A 13,820-nucleotide genomic window follows, 5' to 3' on the forward strand; every position below is an offset into this window, starting at 1 on the left:
GCTCCATGAGCATCAAGAGCGACAAATGGATCCGGCGCATGGCCGAGCAGCACGGCATGATCGAGCCCTTCGAGCCTGGGCAGGTGCGGCAAAACGCGGCGGGCGAGCGGATCGTGAGCTACGGCACCAGCAGCTACGGCTACGACATCCGCTGCGCACCCGAGTTCAAGGTCTTCACCAACATCCACAGCACGGTGGTCGACCCCAAGAACTTCGACGAAAACAGCTTTGTCGACATCAACAAGGACGTCTGCGTTATCCCGCCCAACAGCTTTGCGTTGGCGCGCACGCTGGAATATTTCCGCATCCCCCGCAACGTGCTCACCATCTGCCTGGGCAAGAGCACCTACGCGCGCTGCGGGATCATCGTCAACGTGACCCCGTTTGAGCCCGAGTGGGAGGGCTATGTGACGCTGGAGTTTTCCAACACCACGCCGCTGCCCGCCAAGATCTACGCGGGTGAGGGCTGCGCGCAGGTGCTGTTCTTCGAGAGCGACAAGGACGACGTCTGCGAGACCAGCTACAAGGACCGCGGCGGCAAGTACCAGGGTCAGGTTGGCGTCACCTTGCCCAAGACCTGAGAGCTTGGGCCCCGAGCCTCACTGCTTGGGCAGTTCGAACCGAAGCCGGCGCACTTGGCCGTTGGCACCCGGAAAATCCTGGAACACGCCCTGCATGAGGTAGGGCATGACCTCGGCCAAGTCATCGTTGGGGCTCTCCTGCATCGCTGTGGCCTCGAACACGGTGCGCAATTCGCCACCTGTGCCCCGTTCACGGATGAGCAGGCGAAGCTCGCTGGCCTGCAGCGTGCGCGTCACCTCGCGGTCGCCTACATAGCGGCTGCCGAATCGCTCTTGCACCCAGTAGCCTCCGTAGTACCGCGTGGGGTCGCGCCAGGCAGGCACGTAAACCCAGTCATCCACATAGACCGGCACCTGCTGGGTGCGTTGCCGCTCGGCCTGGCTGGCCTGCACTTCGACCACAAATCGGCCAGCACGGCCCTCGGGTGCCGGCACCAGGCCTCGCGCCTGGAGCTCGCGAGCCGCGAGAGCCTGGTAAGCACGCAGCTCCAGCTCACGTCCGGCCGCGGGAGTGGTGAAGCTGAAAGTCTGGCCGGCGGCATCGGCGGGCCACTGGTTGAAGCGCGTCACCTTGGCGTCGATGGTGCTGGCGCAGCCGGCCAGGGCCAGCACCAGCACCGCAAAAACCACAGCGACGGTGATGCGGCACGCTGCGACCGCTCCCCAACGGCGCTTGGAGGTGTTCAGGCAGACAGGTGAGGGCAGGGTTTGCATAATGGCGGCTTGTCAGTCATTGGCGCTACACACCTTGGGACTGCATGGTGCAGAACCGAGTTCCCCGCCGATCAGGAGAGCGTCAGATGAAATGGGAAAACAACCGCCAGTCGGATCAGGTCGAAGATCGACGTTCGTCGCCCGGCGCAGGCGGGATGTTGGGCGGCGGACGGCGCACCGGCGGGCGCAGCCTTGGCCTGGGCACCATTGTCATCGCACTGGTGGCGGGCTGGATCTTTGGCATCAACCCGATGACGATTCTGGGCGTGCTGGGCGGCGCGGGCGACATCGCGCCGAGCGCCCAGGTGCAGACGGTGCCCGCCTCCGGCGAAAAGCCGACCGATGAAATGGGCCAGTTCACCGCCGCAGTGCTGGGCGGGACCGAAGACGTGTGGAGCCAGCTGTTCCAGCAGGGTGGCGCCCAGTACCAGAAGCCCCGACTGGTTCTGTTTCGCGGCGCCACGCCCACGGCCTGCGGTACCGGTCAGTCGGCCATGGGCCCGTTTTACTGCCCGGGTGATCAAAAGGTCTATATCGATCTGAGCTTTTACGACACCTTGCGCCGCCAGCTCGGCGCGCCAGGTGACTTCGCCCAGGCCTATGTGATCGCGCACGAAGTCGGTCACCATGTGCAGAACCTGCTCGGCATCACGACCAAGATGGAGCAGGCCCGCGGGCGGGTCAGTGAGCGCGAGTACAACGCACTGTCGGTGCGACTGGAGCTGCAGGCCGACTGTTTTGCTGGCATCTGGGCTCATCACAACGACAAAAGCAAAGGCATCATCGAGCCGGGTGATGTGGAAGAGGCGATGAACGCGGCCGCCGCCATCGGTGACGATGCGCTTCAGCGCAAGAGCCAGGGCATGGTGGTTCCCGACAGCTTCACCCACGGCAGCAGTGAGCAGCGCCAGCGCTGGTTCAATACCGGCCTCAGGACCGGCCAGGTGCAGGCCTGCGATACCTTCAACGCACGCACCCTTTGAGGTGGATCAGGCCCCGAAAGAGGGTCAAAATGGGCAAAAAAAGCCTGAAGTGCGACAATAGGAGGCTAACGCCCAGCCAGGGCACCGCCTTTCGCGCCACGCATTTCTAATGACCCAATCCTTCTCCCAGCTCGCCCTCTCGCCCTCTCTTGCCCGCGCCGTGGCCGAAATGGGCTACGAAAACATGACGCCGATCCAGGCCCAGGCCATTCCTGTGGTGCTGGAGGGCAGGGACGTGATGGGCGCCGCGCAGACGGGTACCGGCAAGACCGCGGCGTTTTCCCTGCCGTTGCTGCAGCGCATGCTGAAGCATGAGAATGCATCCACCTCACCAGCGCGCCATCCGGTGCGAGCCCTGGTGTTGCTGCCCACGCGCGAGCTGGCCGATCAGGTCGCCGAGCAGATCGCTCTGTATGCCAAATACACCCAGCTGCGCAGCACGGTGGTGTTTGGCGGCATGGACATGAAGCCGCAGACCGCCGAGCTGAAGAAAGGCGTGGAGGTGCTGGTGGCCACGCCGGGGCGTCTGCTGGATCACATCGAGGCCAAGAACTGCGTGCTGAACCAGGTTGAGTACGTGGTGCTCGACGAGGCCGACCGCATGCTCGACATCGGCTTTCTGCCCGACCTGCAGCGCATCCTGAGCTACCTGCCCAAGCAGCGCACCACGCTGCTGTTTTCGGCCACTTTCTCACCCGAGATCAAGCGACTGGCCAACAGCTACCTGCAGGACCCGGTGACGATCGAGGTGGCGCGTTCCAACGCCACCGCCTCCACCGTGGAGCAGCATTTTTACCGCGTTGACGACGACGACAAACGCGCTACTTTGCGCAAAATCTTGCTCGATCGCGAATTGAAGCAGGCGTTTGTGTTCGTCAACAGCAAGCTCGGCTGCGCTCGGCTGGCGCGCTCTCTGGAGCGCGAAGGCCTCAACACCACCGCATTGCACGGCGACAAGAGCCAGGACGAGCGGCTCAAGGCGCTCGAAGCGTTCAAAAGCGGCGCCGTGGACTTGCTGATCTGCACCGATGTGGCCGCTCGCGGCCTGGACATCAAAGATGTGCCGGCCGTGTTCAATTTCGACATCCCGTTCAACGCCGAAGACTACGTGCACCGCATCGGCCGCACCGGTCGGGCGGGCGCCTCCGGGCTGGCGGTGTCGTTCGTGAGTGCGCGCGACACGCGCCTGATGGGCGATCTCGAAAAGCTGCTGGGCAAGAAGCTGGAGCTCGAAGCCCTGGAGCTCGCCAGCGACCGGCAGCCGGCGGGTCACTTCAACGACGGCCAGCGCGCCTGGCAGCGCGAAGAATCGCAACCTGCGCGCGAGCGCCGCAGCCGTGACGAAGCCCCCGTCGGGCGCGCGCCGTCTCGTCCGCCGCGTGCACCGGCAGATCCCCTGTTCGACAAACCCTACGAACCCAGCCTGCCGGACACCCAGAAACCGGCATGGGAGGCCGAGAAGCGCGCCACCGCGCGCTCGGTTTCGCCCAACATCAAGACGCGCAAGAAAGTGCCGATGCTGTTCAAACCTGTCGAGGCAGCGGCAGAGGCACCTGCGGAAGCTCCCGCCCAGGAAAGCTGATCCGCAGCGCTCGCGCTCAGCTTCTCTTGCCCGGGCGCTGAGCCTGCGCGCAGCGCACGTCGATGCGCTCCACGCCCCCCCGATCGTCGAGCAGGCGCGCAGCCGTGAGGCAGCCCCCCCAGACGCAGCCCGTGTCCAGCGGCAGCACATCAGCCCGTTGCACCCGACCCAAGGTCGACCAGTGGCCAAACGCGACTGGTGTGCCGGCGGTGTGCCGACCGGGCGCCTCGAACCACGGCATGAATCCCGGTGGCGCGGCGCTGGCGCTGTCTTTGGTTTCGAACTCCATCACGCCGTCGGCGGTGCAAAAGCGCAGCCGCGTCAATGCGTTGACGATCACGCGCAGCCGGTCGAAGCCGGCGAGATCGTCGCGCCAGCGGTCAGGCTGGTTGCCGTACAGGTGGTGCATGAAGTGCAGCCAGTCCGGGCCGCGCAACACTGCCTGCAGTTCGCCCGCCAGGGTCAGCGTCTGCGCCACGTCCCAGGCGGGCAGTACGCCGGCATGCACCATCAACCAGCCCTGCGCCTGCAAGGCCATGGGTCGGTGGCGAAGCCAGGTCAGCAGCGCATCGCGGTCGGGTGCATCCAGGATGTCGTCCACCGTGTCGTTGCGGTGTGGCTTGCGCACGCCGCTGGCGGTCGCGAGCAAATGCAGGTCGTGGTTGCCGAGCAGGGCCTGTGCGGCACCATCCAGCGCAATCACGCGCCGCAACACCCCCAGCGAATCGGGGCCGCGATTGACCAGGTCACCGAGCAGAAAAACGGTGTCTCGGCTGGGTGAAAACGCCAGCTTGTCGAGCAACTGCCCCAAGGCAGCATTGCAGCCTTGTACATCCCCAATCAGGTAAAGTGCCATACACAAATTATGGACATACTGCTGATTGCCTTTCTCACCTTGCTCAACGGTGCGTTCGCCATGTCCGAGCTGGCTCTGGCCTCCAGCCGCAAGGCGCGGCTGTCGGCCCTGAGCGAATCGGGCGACAAAGGCGCCAAGACGGCGCTAAAACTGCTCGAGAATCCGACCCAGTTCCTGTCCTCGGTGCAGGTGGGCATCACCTCCATCGGCATGCTCAACGGCATCGTGGGGGAAGCCGCCTTCAGCGACGACCTGGCGCTCGTGCTGCAATCCTGGGGGCTGGAGGACACCACCGCCAGTGTGAGTGCCACCGCGGTCGTGGTGGTGGTCATCACCTTCATCACCATCGTATTCGGGGAGCTGGTCCCCAAGCGCATCGGTCAGCTCTACCCCGAGACCGTCTCGCGCTGGGTTTCTCGGCCCATGACCTTCGTGGCCCAGGCGGCCAAGCCGTTTGTCTGGCTGCTCTCGCACACCACGCACTGGATGTTGCGCCTGCTGCGCGTGGACGCCAATGCGGTGCAGCACGTGACCGAAGAAGAGATCAACGCCAGCCTGGAGGAGGGCGTGGACGCGGGCCTGATCGAGGAACACGAACACCAGATGGTGCGCAACGTTTTCCTGCTTGACGACAGGCAGCTCACGTCCATCATGGTGCCTCGCAGCGACATCGAGTGGCTGGACGCACAGGACCCCCTGGACGAAGCGATCCAGAAAGCCTGGACCACCGGGCACTCGTGGTATCCGGTGTGCCGTGGCAACCTTGATGATGTGGTGGGCGTGATCCACCTGCCGCACATGCTCTCGCTGCAGTCGCAGCGCGTGACGGATGCCATTGGCCAGCATGTGAAGCCTGCGGTCTTCGTGCCCGAGACCCTGACGGGCATGGAGCTGCTGGAGCAGTTCCGCATCCGCTCCACGCGCATGGTGTTCGTGGTCGACGAGTACGGCGTGGTTCAAGGTTTGCTCACGCCGCTGGACATGCTGGAGGCCATCACCGGCGAGCTCTCACCCGAGCAACCGGTGGACGCGTGGGCGATTCCCAAAGAGAACGGTGCCTGGCTGATCGATGGCGCGATGCCGGTGGCCGAACTCAAGTCGCGCTTCGACATCGACGAACTACCCGACGAGGACAAAGGCCGCTACAACACCGTCGCTGGCCTCATGCAGGCGGAGGCTGGGCAACTCATGGTCTTGTCGCAGTCGGTCGAGTGCGCAGGCTGGCGTTTCGAGGTGCTCGCGCTCGAAGGTCGGCGGATAGACCAGGTGCTGATCACGCCACTGGCGCCGCCTCCGGCGCCCGAGCCCGATCAGGACTGAAGCGCCGAGCGCCGCACCGGGCCGACCGGGCGGTGTTCGAACAGCCAGTCCTTGAAGGCGCGTGTGGCGGCCGACAGCCGCTTGCCGCGCGGGTAGACTACGTGCCAGCGACGGATCAAGGGGAACCCCTGTACGTCGAGCTGCACCAGCTCCCCCAACGCCAGCTCGGCGACCACGGTGGTGGCCGACAGCACAGCCAGGCCAAGACCGCCAGCCACCGTCTGCTTGATGGCCTCGTTGCTGCCCACTTCCAGGCGGTTCTTCAGGGCAATGCCGCGGTCGGTAAAGAACTTTTCAGCGGTCAGGCGGGTGCCCGATCCGGGTTCGCGCAGGATGAACGGCTCCTGCGCCAGGCGCTTGGGTGCGATGCGCCTGCGTCCCACCAGCGGGTGGTCGGGCGGGGCCACCACCACCAGCGGGTTGTCGGCGAAACCCTCGCAAACCACATCCATGTTCTCGGGCGGCTGACCCATGATGTAGAGATCGTCCTGGTTGTTGGCCAGGCGCTGCAGCAGCATCTCGCGGTTGCCCACCAGCATGGCGACCTCAATGCCTGGGTGAGCGGCGCAAAAACCCCCGAGCAGCTTGGGCACGGTGTACTTCACCGTGGTGAGGATGGCGAGCTTCAGGCTGCCGCGCTCCACGCCCTGCAGCGCAGCGAGGTCCTGCGACAGGCGCTCCATTCGCGTCTCGATGTCGGTGCAGGCCTCGGCCAGGGTTTCGCCAGCGGCCGTGAGGAAAATTTTCTTGCCCACCTGCTCGAACAGTGGCTGCCCCACCGTCTCCGACAGCTGCTTGACCTGCAGCGAGAGCGTCGGTGGCGAAAGGTGCAGCGCCTCTGCGGCACGTGCAAAGCTGTTGTGCTGAGCCACGGCGTGGAAGATGCGCAGCTGGTGCAGGGTGGCATGGCGCAGGTTCATTCTTGGGTTCCTAATAAATAGATAAAAATCTACCGTTATGGTCTAAACAATTTACTTTTACTAATTCTATAAGCGATCAACAATTTGTTCCAGTTCAGCGCAACTGCGTCTCGCCAAGGGCTCACCACCGATGCCCTGGGCCTCGACGGAGACCACCGACCACCACGAACAGGAGCAAGACCGAATGGCCACCAAAACCTACAACGCCGGCGTCAAGGAGTACCGCAGCACCTACTGGGAGCCGCACTACACCGTGAAAGACACCGACATCCTCGCCTGCTTCAAGATCACGCCGCAGCCCGGTGTGGACCGAGAAGAAGTGGCCGCTGCTGTTGCCGCCGAGTCGTCCACCGGCACCTGGACCACGGTCTGGACCGACTTGCTGACCGATCTCGACTTCTACAAAGGCCGCGCCTACAAGATCGAAGACGTGCCCGGTGACGACACCTGCTTCTACGCCTTCGTGGCTTACCCGATCGACCTGTTCGAAGAAGGCTCCATCGTCAACGTGCTGACCTCGCTGGTGGGCAACGTGTTCGGCTTCAAGGCCTTGCGCGCCCTGCGTCTTGAGGATGTTCGTTTCCCCATTGCTTATGTGAAGACCTGCGGCGGTCCGCCGGCTGGTATCCAGGTCGAGCGCGACCGTTTCAACAAATACGGCCGCCCGCTGCTGGGCTGCACCATCAAGCCCAAGCTGGGGCTGTCGGCCAAGAACTACGGTCGCGCGGTCTATGAGTGCCTGCGCGGTGGACTGGACCTGACCAAGGACGACGAGAACGTCAACAGCCAGCCGTTCATGCGCTGGCGTGACCGGTTCGAATTCGTGGTGGAAGGCTGCCAGAAGGCAGAACGCGAGACCGGCGAGCGCAAGGGCCACTACCTGAACGTGACCGCACCCACGGTGGAAGAAATGTTCAAGCGGGCCGAGTTCGCCAAGGAACTGGGCGCTCCAATCATCATGCACGACTTCCTCACCGGCGGCTTCACCGCCAACACCAGCCTGGCTAACTGGTGCCGTAACAACGGCATGCTGCTGCACATCCACCGCGCCATGCACGCCGTGCTCGACCGCAACCCGCACCACGGCATCCATTTCCGCGTGCTGACCAAATGCCTGCGCCTCTCGGGTGGCGATCATCTGCACTCGGGCACGGTAGTGGGCAAGCTCGAAGGCGACCGCGAAGCCACCCTGGGCTGGATCGACCTGATGCGCGAACGCTTCATCAAGGAAGACCGCTCGCGCGGCATCTTCTTCGACCAGGACTTCGGCTCCATGCCGGGCGTCTTCCCCGTCGCTTCGGGCGGCATCCACGTGTGGCACATGCCGGCACTGGTCAACATTTTCGGCGATGACTCCTGCCTGCAGTTCGGCGGCGGCACGCTCGGCCACCCCTGGGGCAACGCGGCCGGCGCATGCGCCAACCGCGTGGCGGTGGAAGCCTGCGTGAAGGCGCGCAATGAAGGCGTGGCGGTCGAGAAAGAAGGCAAGACCGTGCTGATGGATGCAGCCAAGCATTCGCCCGAGCTCCAGATCGCCATGGAGACCTGGAAGGAAATCAAATTCGAATTTGACACGGTGGACAAGCTCGACGTAGCGCACAAGTGAACCGGCCGATTTCGATCTATGACTTTGTCGCAAAGCCTTGCCGTGCCTTCAGCACCGTCTGCGGCTTTGCTTCGCGTCCTGAATCGAACTTGACCGGTTCGGACGCAGCGTCACTTTTTTAAGGAACCCATCATGAGCATGCAAGACTACACATCCCGTCTCTCCGACCCTGCCAGCCGCAAGTTCGAAACCTTTTCCTACCTGCCGCCCATGACCGATGCGGAGATCCGAAAGCAGGTTGAGTACCTGGTGAACAAGGGCTGGAACCCCGCCATCGAGCACACCGAACCGCGCTACCTGGGTGACTCGTACTGGTACATGTGGAAGCTGCCCATGTTTGGCGAAACCGATGTGGACCGCGTGCTGGCCGAAGCGGCGGCATGCCGCAAGGCCAACCCTGACAACCATGTTCGCCTGATTGGCTACAACAACTTCAACCAGTCGCAGGGTACTTCGATGGTCATCTATCGCGGGAAAACTGTTTAACCCCCCGCGCCGCCTGCGGCGTCACCCTCCAGGGGGGCGATGCCTGTGGCCCGGCGAAGCCGGTTCCACGGCATCTCTGGTCACCTTAAGCGCGCCGGACGTACCGAGGGTTTTCTACTTGGTGTGCTCGTGAGCGTGGTGCGGAGTGGCCGACGCAGTGAGGTCAAGGGGGAGCCGGCCGTAGGCCGGCGGAAGACACGAATGGAGTTGGCCGCGTCGCACCGCGCGGTGCAGGCCAACGCCGATGGACAACGAGTGCAAGGGCAGTGGAGACGAAAACATGAGTGAGCAACTCGACGCCTACCGCGTCGCCGCACAACCCTACTACCGCCCCGTCACTGACGAGGTCGAGCTGTACGAGGCCGCGTACTCGGTGCGCATGCCGATGATGCTCAAGGGGCCCACCGGCTGCGGCAAGACGCGCTTTGTCGAGTACATGGCGTGGAAGCTGAACAAGCCGCTGATCACCGTGGCCTGCAACGAAGACATGACAGCGTCCGATCTGGTGGGGCGATTCCTGCTCGATGCGCAGGGCACTCGGTGGCAGGACGGCCCGCTGGCCATGGCTGCGCGGCACGGCGCCATCTGCTACCTCGACGAAGTGGTCGAGGCGCGGCAGGACACCACTGTGGTCATCCACCCGCTGACCGACAACCGCCGCGTGTTGCCGCTGGAGAAGAAAGGCGAACTCCTGAACGCGCACCCGGACTTCCAGATCGTCATTTCCTACAACCCGGGCTACCAGAGCCTGATGAAGGACTTGAAGCAGTCGACCAAGCAGCGCTTCGGCGCGCTGGATTTCAATTACCCCGAACACGCCATCGAAACCGAGATCGTGGCGCACGAAACCGGCGTGAGTCCGGACGTGGCGGGCAAGCTGGTCGGCATCGCCGAGCGCGCGCGCAACCTCAAGGGCCACGGCCTTGACGAAGGCATCTCCACCCGCATGCTGATCTACGCGGGCAGCCTGATCGCCAAAGGCGTGTCCGCACAGGCCGCCTGCCGCGTGGCGCTCGTGCGCCCGATCACGGACGACCCGGACATGCGCGACGCTTTGGACGCCGCAGTTTTGACATTCTTCTGATCTCGCCATGAGCGTCCACCTCCACGACCACGCCGAGTGGACCGAGCAACTGGATGCGGCCTCGCGCGAACTGCTGGCGCACCGCTGGCCTGACGCGACCAAGGTGTTTTCCGCGCGCGGGCTGGACAACTACGTCAAGGGCGCCGCCGCGCTGCGTGGCCTCGGCCGGGGTCACGAACTGGTCAACGCCTGGATCGATGGCGCGCCGCAGGTGGCGCAGGAAATCGGCGAAGACGTGGTCGGCGAACTGGCGACCACTGCGCTCACGCTCGCGTCCAAGACCTCGGGCGCGGTAGTCGAGCTGGTGCTGGCCACGGCGCCCACCGCCGCGCGCCGCCTCGCCGACGGCGCGCTGTTCCTGCAGTACCTGCAGTTCCTCAATACGCTGGTGGCGCAGGCGCCGCGCGGCCTGCGTCCCATGCTGGGCCAGCTCGACGCGCTCCTCAGTCAGCTCACGCTGGGTGGCCTGCGGCGCTGGGCCACCTGGGGCGCGCAGGCGCACCGCACGAACTACGAAGAGCAGATCGCCTACTTCGGCCTGCAGTCCAAAGAGTCCCTGGCCATGCTGCAGAAGGAGCGCAAGGGTACGCTGCTGGTGGACGTGCAGCGGCGCATCAACATGTATTTGCGAGCGCTCTGGGGCCGCGACTTTTTCATGCGCCCCACGGCCGGTGACTATGAATCGCGCGAGGGCTACCGCCCCTTCATCGAGGACTACTTCATCCACCTGCCCGACGCCTACGACGCGGTCGACGGCAACGCCGGTGCGGTGGACGCCACGCAGCTCTACCGCGCCGCCGCTGCGCACGCCGCGGCGCACGTGGTGTACACCCGCCAGCCGATCTCGACCGAGTCGCTGAACCCCTGGCAGATGGCGCTGATCGGCTTGATGGAAGACGCGCGGGTCGAAGCCCTCACGCTGGCGCGCTTTCCGGGCCTGCGACCGCTCTGGGCACAGTTGCACACCGTGCAGGTCACGCAACAAGCGACGGCCGGTGACTGGCTCAATCGTCTCGCGCGTGCGTTGCTCGATCCCGCGTACGAGGACAACCACCCCTGGATCGCCCAGGGCCGCGCGCTGCTGGTCGAGGCGCTGCCGCGCATGCAGGCCGATCCGCACGACAACACCGTGTCGTGGGAACTGGGCGTGCAGCTGGCGCACAGCTACCGCGAGCTCACAAAGGGGCCAGCCTTCCAGCCGCGCACGGACCTGCAGACGGTCGCCTACCGCGACGACAACCGCTACTTCTGGGCCTTCGACGGTTTCGACTTCGAGCGCAGCATCGCCGCCGGGTACGAGCCGCCGCAGCAAGTGCGCAAGCAGGCCAACCTGATGGAGTTCGTCAACGAGCTCGAGGTGGAGGGCGCGGGCGACGACGCGCAGGAAATCTGGGTGCTGGGCACCGAGCTGTTTCCCTACGAAGACCTGGGCGTGTCGTTCAATGAAAGCGAAGGCCGCGAGCCGGTGCTGCCGCCGGCACACTACGGCGAGTGGGACCACATGATCCAGCTCGAACGCCCGGCCTGGGCCACGGTGCAGGAGAGACGCCCCAAGGCCGGGGACGCGGCGGTGATCGACGGCATCCTGGCCGAGCACCGTCGCCTGATCGGCCGCATGAAATACATCCTGGACGCGATGCAGCCGCAGGGCGTGCAGCGCATCCGCAAGCTCGAAGACGGCGACGAGATCGACTTGAATGCCGCGCTTTCGTCGTTGATCGAGATGCGCATGGGCCGCCAGCCCGACCCGCGCATCATGATGCGCAGCGTGCGCAAGTTGCGCGACATCTCGGTCCTCGTCCTGCTGGATCTCTCGCAGTCAACAAATGACAAGGTGGCGGGTCAGGAACACACCGTGCTCGAACTCACGCGCTCTGCCTGCACGCTGCTGGCCGACGCAATCCACAAGGTGGGCGATCCGTTCGCCATTCACGGCTTCTGCTCCGATGGCCGGCACGATGTGAACTACTGGCGCTTCAAGGACTTTGACCAGCCCTACGACGACACCGCCAAGGCGCGCCTGGCCGGCATGGAAGGGCAGCTCTCCACCCGCATGGGCGCGGCCATCCGCCACGCCACCACCGCCCTCAAGGCGCAGCGCAGCAGCAAGAAGCTGTTGTTCGTCATCACCGACGGCGAGCCGGCCGATGTGGATGTGCGCGACCCGCAGTATCTGCGCCACGACGCCAAGAAGGCGGTGGAAGAAGCCGGGCGCAACGGTGTGATCACCTACTGCATGAGCCTGGACCCGCGCGCCGACCAGTACGTGAGCCGCATCTTCGGCGCGCGCAACTACCTGGTGGTCGACCAGGTGGAGCGCTTGCCTGAGAAACTGCCATTGCTGTACGCTGGGCTGACCCGCTAGGCCCATTCCGAAGCACTCAGCTCACACCATGATCCAAACCCGCACCCAAACCTACGCTGGCGTCGACCAGGAAGACAACCACGGAATGACCCTCACCGGGCGCATCATCCGCGACGCCTGGGTGTTCGACATCGTGCCCGAGGGCAACACCTTTGCCGGTAAGACGGCGGGTGATCTGCAGAACCTGTTTGAACAAGTTCACCAGGCCTGGGAGCCTTACGGCCAGCTGCCCAGCCGCCTGCCACCCGAGCTGGCAGAGCGCCACGCGCGCATCCATGCGCAGGCGGTTGCGTTGGCCAAGGCCGCAGGCTGGAGCGCAGAACTCGGAGACGATGACTGAGCCTTCAGCCGGCGGCGGGCGTTCATCACGCGGCCTAGTTCAGTGTCCCCGGCGGTGTTGTTGCCCGTGCCGGCGCAAGCAGCGAGGCAAACAGGTAAGCGGGATTGTCGAACCGCGGGATCGACTTGATGCGCTCGCTCAGGCCGAGGCCCTCGCGGCGTCCCGCGCGACCCTCTTGCCCTGAGTGCCGGCATCAGCGGCGGCTGACCCGACCGTCGCTGTCGTCTGGTGCATCGTTCGTGTCATCTGCGCCTCGCCCGCGGCGCCCCACGCGGCCATCGCTGTCGTCTGGTGCGTCCACGCCGCTGTCTTCCACGCCACGCGGGCGATTGCGACCACTGACATGGCCATCGGCGTGGTGGTTGGCTCCGTCATCGGCACCTCGACCACGGCGGCCCACCCGACCGTCGCTGTCGTCCGGTGCGTCCACACCACTGTCTTCCACGCCACGCGGGCGATTGCGGCCGCTGACGTGACCGTCGGCGTGGTGGTTCGGGCCGTCATCTGCCCCGCGGCCACGGCGCCCACCGTCCGAGCTGCTGCTGGAAGAAGACGATGACGATGACGAAGAAGAACTGCTGCTGGAACCACCGTCATCGCCACCGCGGCCGCGACCACGGCCACCGCTGTCACCGCCGGACGAAGACGAGGAGCCAGCGCCGTCGCCGCCTCGGCCGCGACCACGGCCTTGGCCGCCGCTGCCGCCGCCGCTGGACGAAGAGGAAGAGCCCGCGCTGTCGCCGCCGCGGCCCTTGCCGGAACTGCCGTCCTTGGCCAGGGCTGCGCCCGATGCCAGTGCCAGCGTGAGAGCTGCCACCAGGGCGGCTATGCGGGTTGTGTTGTGTGTGACCATGGTTTTCTCCTGAAAGGTTGGGGTTCTGGGTTTGTGCGTGGGAAAAAATCCCACGCACAGCCGCAGTATGTGTGGGTAAATTTCCCACGTCAAGTGATTTGTGTGAAAATATCCCACGAATTGGTTAAAC

The 13,820-nt window shown here is 64.8% G+C and carries 13 protein-coding genes; 9 read left to right on the top strand and 4 right to left on the bottom strand.

Annotated elements, in window-relative coordinates:
• Positions 1 to 5: 5 nt before the first annotated feature.
• Entirely contained in the window at positions 6 to 581 is a 576-nt protein-coding gene (dcd, locus tag QUV25_RS10265; RefSeq protein WP_077332095.1) for a dCTP deaminase, read from the top strand.
• Between the two features lie 18 nt (positions 582 to 599).
• Here dcd and QUV25_RS10270 read toward each other — a convergent pair whose 3' ends face one another.
• Positions 600 to 1,295 carry a DUF4136 domain-containing protein gene (locus QUV25_RS10270; RefSeq protein ID WP_300863610.1) on the bottom strand — a complete coding sequence of 232 codons (696 nt, stop codon included), beginning with the start codon at positions 1,293 to 1,295 and terminating at the stop codon, positions 600 to 602.
• An 86-nt stretch (positions 1,296 to 1,381) separates the two neighbouring features.
• On the opposite strand from QUV25_RS10270, the gene QUV25_RS10275 reads away from it, so the two are divergent.
• Positions 1,382 to 2,278, top strand: a complete 897-nt coding sequence (locus tag QUV25_RS10275; RefSeq protein WP_300863611.1) for a neutral zinc metallopeptidase — start codon at positions 1,382 to 1,384, stop codon at positions 2,276 to 2,278.
• 109 nt (positions 2,279 to 2,387) lie between these two features.
• The gene (locus tag QUV25_RS10280) at positions 2,388 to 3,860 is read left to right on the top strand and encodes a DEAD/DEAH box helicase (protein ID WP_300863612.1); all 1,473 of its coding nucleotides are present in this window, start codon (positions 2,388 to 2,390) and stop codon (positions 3,858 to 3,860) included.
• A 16-nt stretch (positions 3,861 to 3,876) separates the two neighbouring features.
• On the opposite strand, the gene QUV25_RS10285 is transcribed toward QUV25_RS10280, so the two are convergent.
• Positions 3,877 to 4,716, bottom strand: a complete 840-nt coding sequence (locus QUV25_RS10285) for a symmetrical bis(5'-nucleosyl)-tetraphosphatase (protein WP_300863613.1) — start codon at positions 4,714 to 4,716, stop codon at positions 3,877 to 3,879.
• 9 nt (positions 4,717 to 4,725) lie between these two features.
• Between QUV25_RS10285 and QUV25_RS10290 the strand changes: the two genes are divergently transcribed.
• The gene (locus tag QUV25_RS10290; protein ID WP_300863614.1) at positions 4,726 to 6,036 is read left to right on the top strand and encodes a hemolysin family protein; all 1,311 of its coding nucleotides are present in this window, start codon (positions 4,726 to 4,728) and stop codon (positions 6,034 to 6,036) included.
• Here QUV25_RS10290 and QUV25_RS10295 read toward each other — a convergent pair.
• Complete coding sequence (locus tag QUV25_RS10295; protein WP_300863616.1) at positions 6,027 to 6,956, bottom strand: LysR family transcriptional regulator; 930 nt, start codon at positions 6,954 to 6,956, stop codon at positions 6,027 to 6,029. The two genes, QUV25_RS10290 and QUV25_RS10295, sit on opposite strands and share 10 nt — an antisense overlap.
• Before the next feature lie 184 nt (positions 6,957 to 7,140).
• Between QUV25_RS10295 and QUV25_RS10300 the strand changes: the two genes are divergently transcribed.
• The 5 genes from QUV25_RS10300 to QUV25_RS10320 all read left to right on the top strand — a co-directional run bounded on the left by QUV25_RS10300 (position 7,141) and on the right by QUV25_RS10320 (position 12,837).
• Positions 7,141 to 8,562 carry a form I ribulose bisphosphate carboxylase large subunit gene (locus QUV25_RS10300; RefSeq protein ID WP_300863617.1) on the top strand — a complete coding sequence of 474 codons (1,422 nt, stop codon included), beginning with the start codon at positions 7,141 to 7,143 and terminating at the stop codon, positions 8,560 to 8,562.
• A 132-nt stretch (positions 8,563 to 8,694) separates the two neighbouring features.
• The gene (locus QUV25_RS10305; RefSeq protein ID WP_300863619.1) at positions 8,695 to 9,048 is read left to right on the top strand and encodes a ribulose bisphosphate carboxylase small subunit; all 354 of its coding nucleotides are present in this window, start codon (positions 8,695 to 8,697) and stop codon (positions 9,046 to 9,048) included.
• A gap of 280 nt (positions 9,049 to 9,328) precedes the next feature.
• Entirely contained in the window at positions 9,329 to 10,132 is an 804-nt protein-coding gene (locus tag QUV25_RS10310; protein ID WP_300863621.1) for a CbbQ/NirQ/NorQ/GpvN family protein, read from the top strand.
• 7 nt (positions 10,133 to 10,139) lie between these two features.
• Positions 10,140 to 12,497, top strand: coding sequence for a nitric oxide reductase activation protein NorD (locus tag QUV25_RS10315; protein ID WP_300863622.1), 2,358 nt, complete (start codon positions 10,140 to 10,142; stop codon positions 12,495 to 12,497).
• Positions 12,498 to 12,525: 28 nt separating this feature from the next.
• Positions 12,526 to 12,837, top strand: coding sequence for a hypothetical protein (locus QUV25_RS10320; RefSeq protein ID WP_300863624.1), 312 nt, complete (start codon positions 12,526 to 12,528; stop codon positions 12,835 to 12,837).
• Positions 12,838 to 13,030: 193 nt separating this feature from the next.
• Here QUV25_RS10320 and QUV25_RS10325 read toward each other — a convergent pair whose 3' ends face one another.
• Positions 13,031 to 13,690, bottom strand: coding sequence for a hypothetical protein (locus QUV25_RS10325; RefSeq protein WP_300863626.1), 660 nt, complete (start codon positions 13,688 to 13,690; stop codon positions 13,031 to 13,033).
• Positions 13,691 to 13,820: the final 130 nt, after the last annotated feature.

Origin of the sequence: Hydrogenophaga sp. (assembly GCF_030373245.1) — a bacterium.
Taxonomy (GTDB): Bacteria; Pseudomonadota; Gammaproteobacteria; order Burkholderiales; family Burkholderiaceae_C; genus Hydrogenophaga.

What these genes read in the sequence shown, in the direction of transcription:
- dcd (WP_077332095.1), top strand. Translation starts at nt 6, where the DNA reads ATGAGCATCAAGAGCGACAAATGGATCCGGCGCATGGCCGAGCAGCAC.
- QUV25_RS10270 (WP_300863610.1), bottom strand. Translation starts at nt 1,295, where the DNA reads ATGCAAACCCTGCCCTCACCTGTCTGCCTGAACACCTCCAAGCGCCGT.
- QUV25_RS10275 (WP_300863611.1), top strand. Translation starts at nt 1,382, where the DNA reads ATGAAATGGGAAAACAACCGCCAGTCGGATCAGGTCGAAGATCGACGT.
- QUV25_RS10280 (WP_300863612.1), top strand. Translation starts at nt 2,388, where the DNA reads ATGACCCAATCCTTCTCCCAGCTCGCCCTCTCGCCCTCTCTTGCCCGC.
- QUV25_RS10285 (WP_300863613.1), bottom strand. Translation starts at nt 4,716, where the DNA reads ATGGCACTTTACCTGATTGGGGATGTACAAGGCTGCAATGCTGCCTTG.
- QUV25_RS10290 (WP_300863614.1), top strand. Translation starts at nt 4,726, where the DNA reads ATGGACATACTGCTGATTGCCTTTCTCACCTTGCTCAACGGTGCGTTC.
- QUV25_RS10295 (WP_300863616.1), bottom strand. Translation starts at nt 6,956, where the DNA reads ATGAACCTGCGCCATGCCACCCTGCACCAGCTGCGCATCTTCCACGCC.
- QUV25_RS10300 (WP_300863617.1), top strand. Translation starts at nt 7,141, where the DNA reads ATGGCCACCAAAACCTACAACGCCGGCGTCAAGGAGTACCGCAGCACC.
- QUV25_RS10305 (WP_300863619.1), top strand. Translation starts at nt 8,695, where the DNA reads ATGAGCATGCAAGACTACACATCCCGTCTCTCCGACCCTGCCAGCCGC.
- QUV25_RS10310 (WP_300863621.1), top strand. Translation starts at nt 9,329, where the DNA reads ATGAGTGAGCAACTCGACGCCTACCGCGTCGCCGCACAACCCTACTAC.
- QUV25_RS10315 (WP_300863622.1), top strand. Translation starts at nt 10,140, where the DNA reads ATGAGCGTCCACCTCCACGACCACGCCGAGTGGACCGAGCAACTGGAT.
- QUV25_RS10320 (WP_300863624.1), top strand. Translation starts at nt 12,526, where the DNA reads ATGATCCAAACCCGCACCCAAACCTACGCTGGCGTCGACCAGGAAGAC.
- QUV25_RS10325 (WP_300863626.1), bottom strand. Translation starts at nt 13,690, where the DNA reads ATGGTCACACACAACACAACCCGCATAGCCGCCCTGGTGGCAGCTCTC.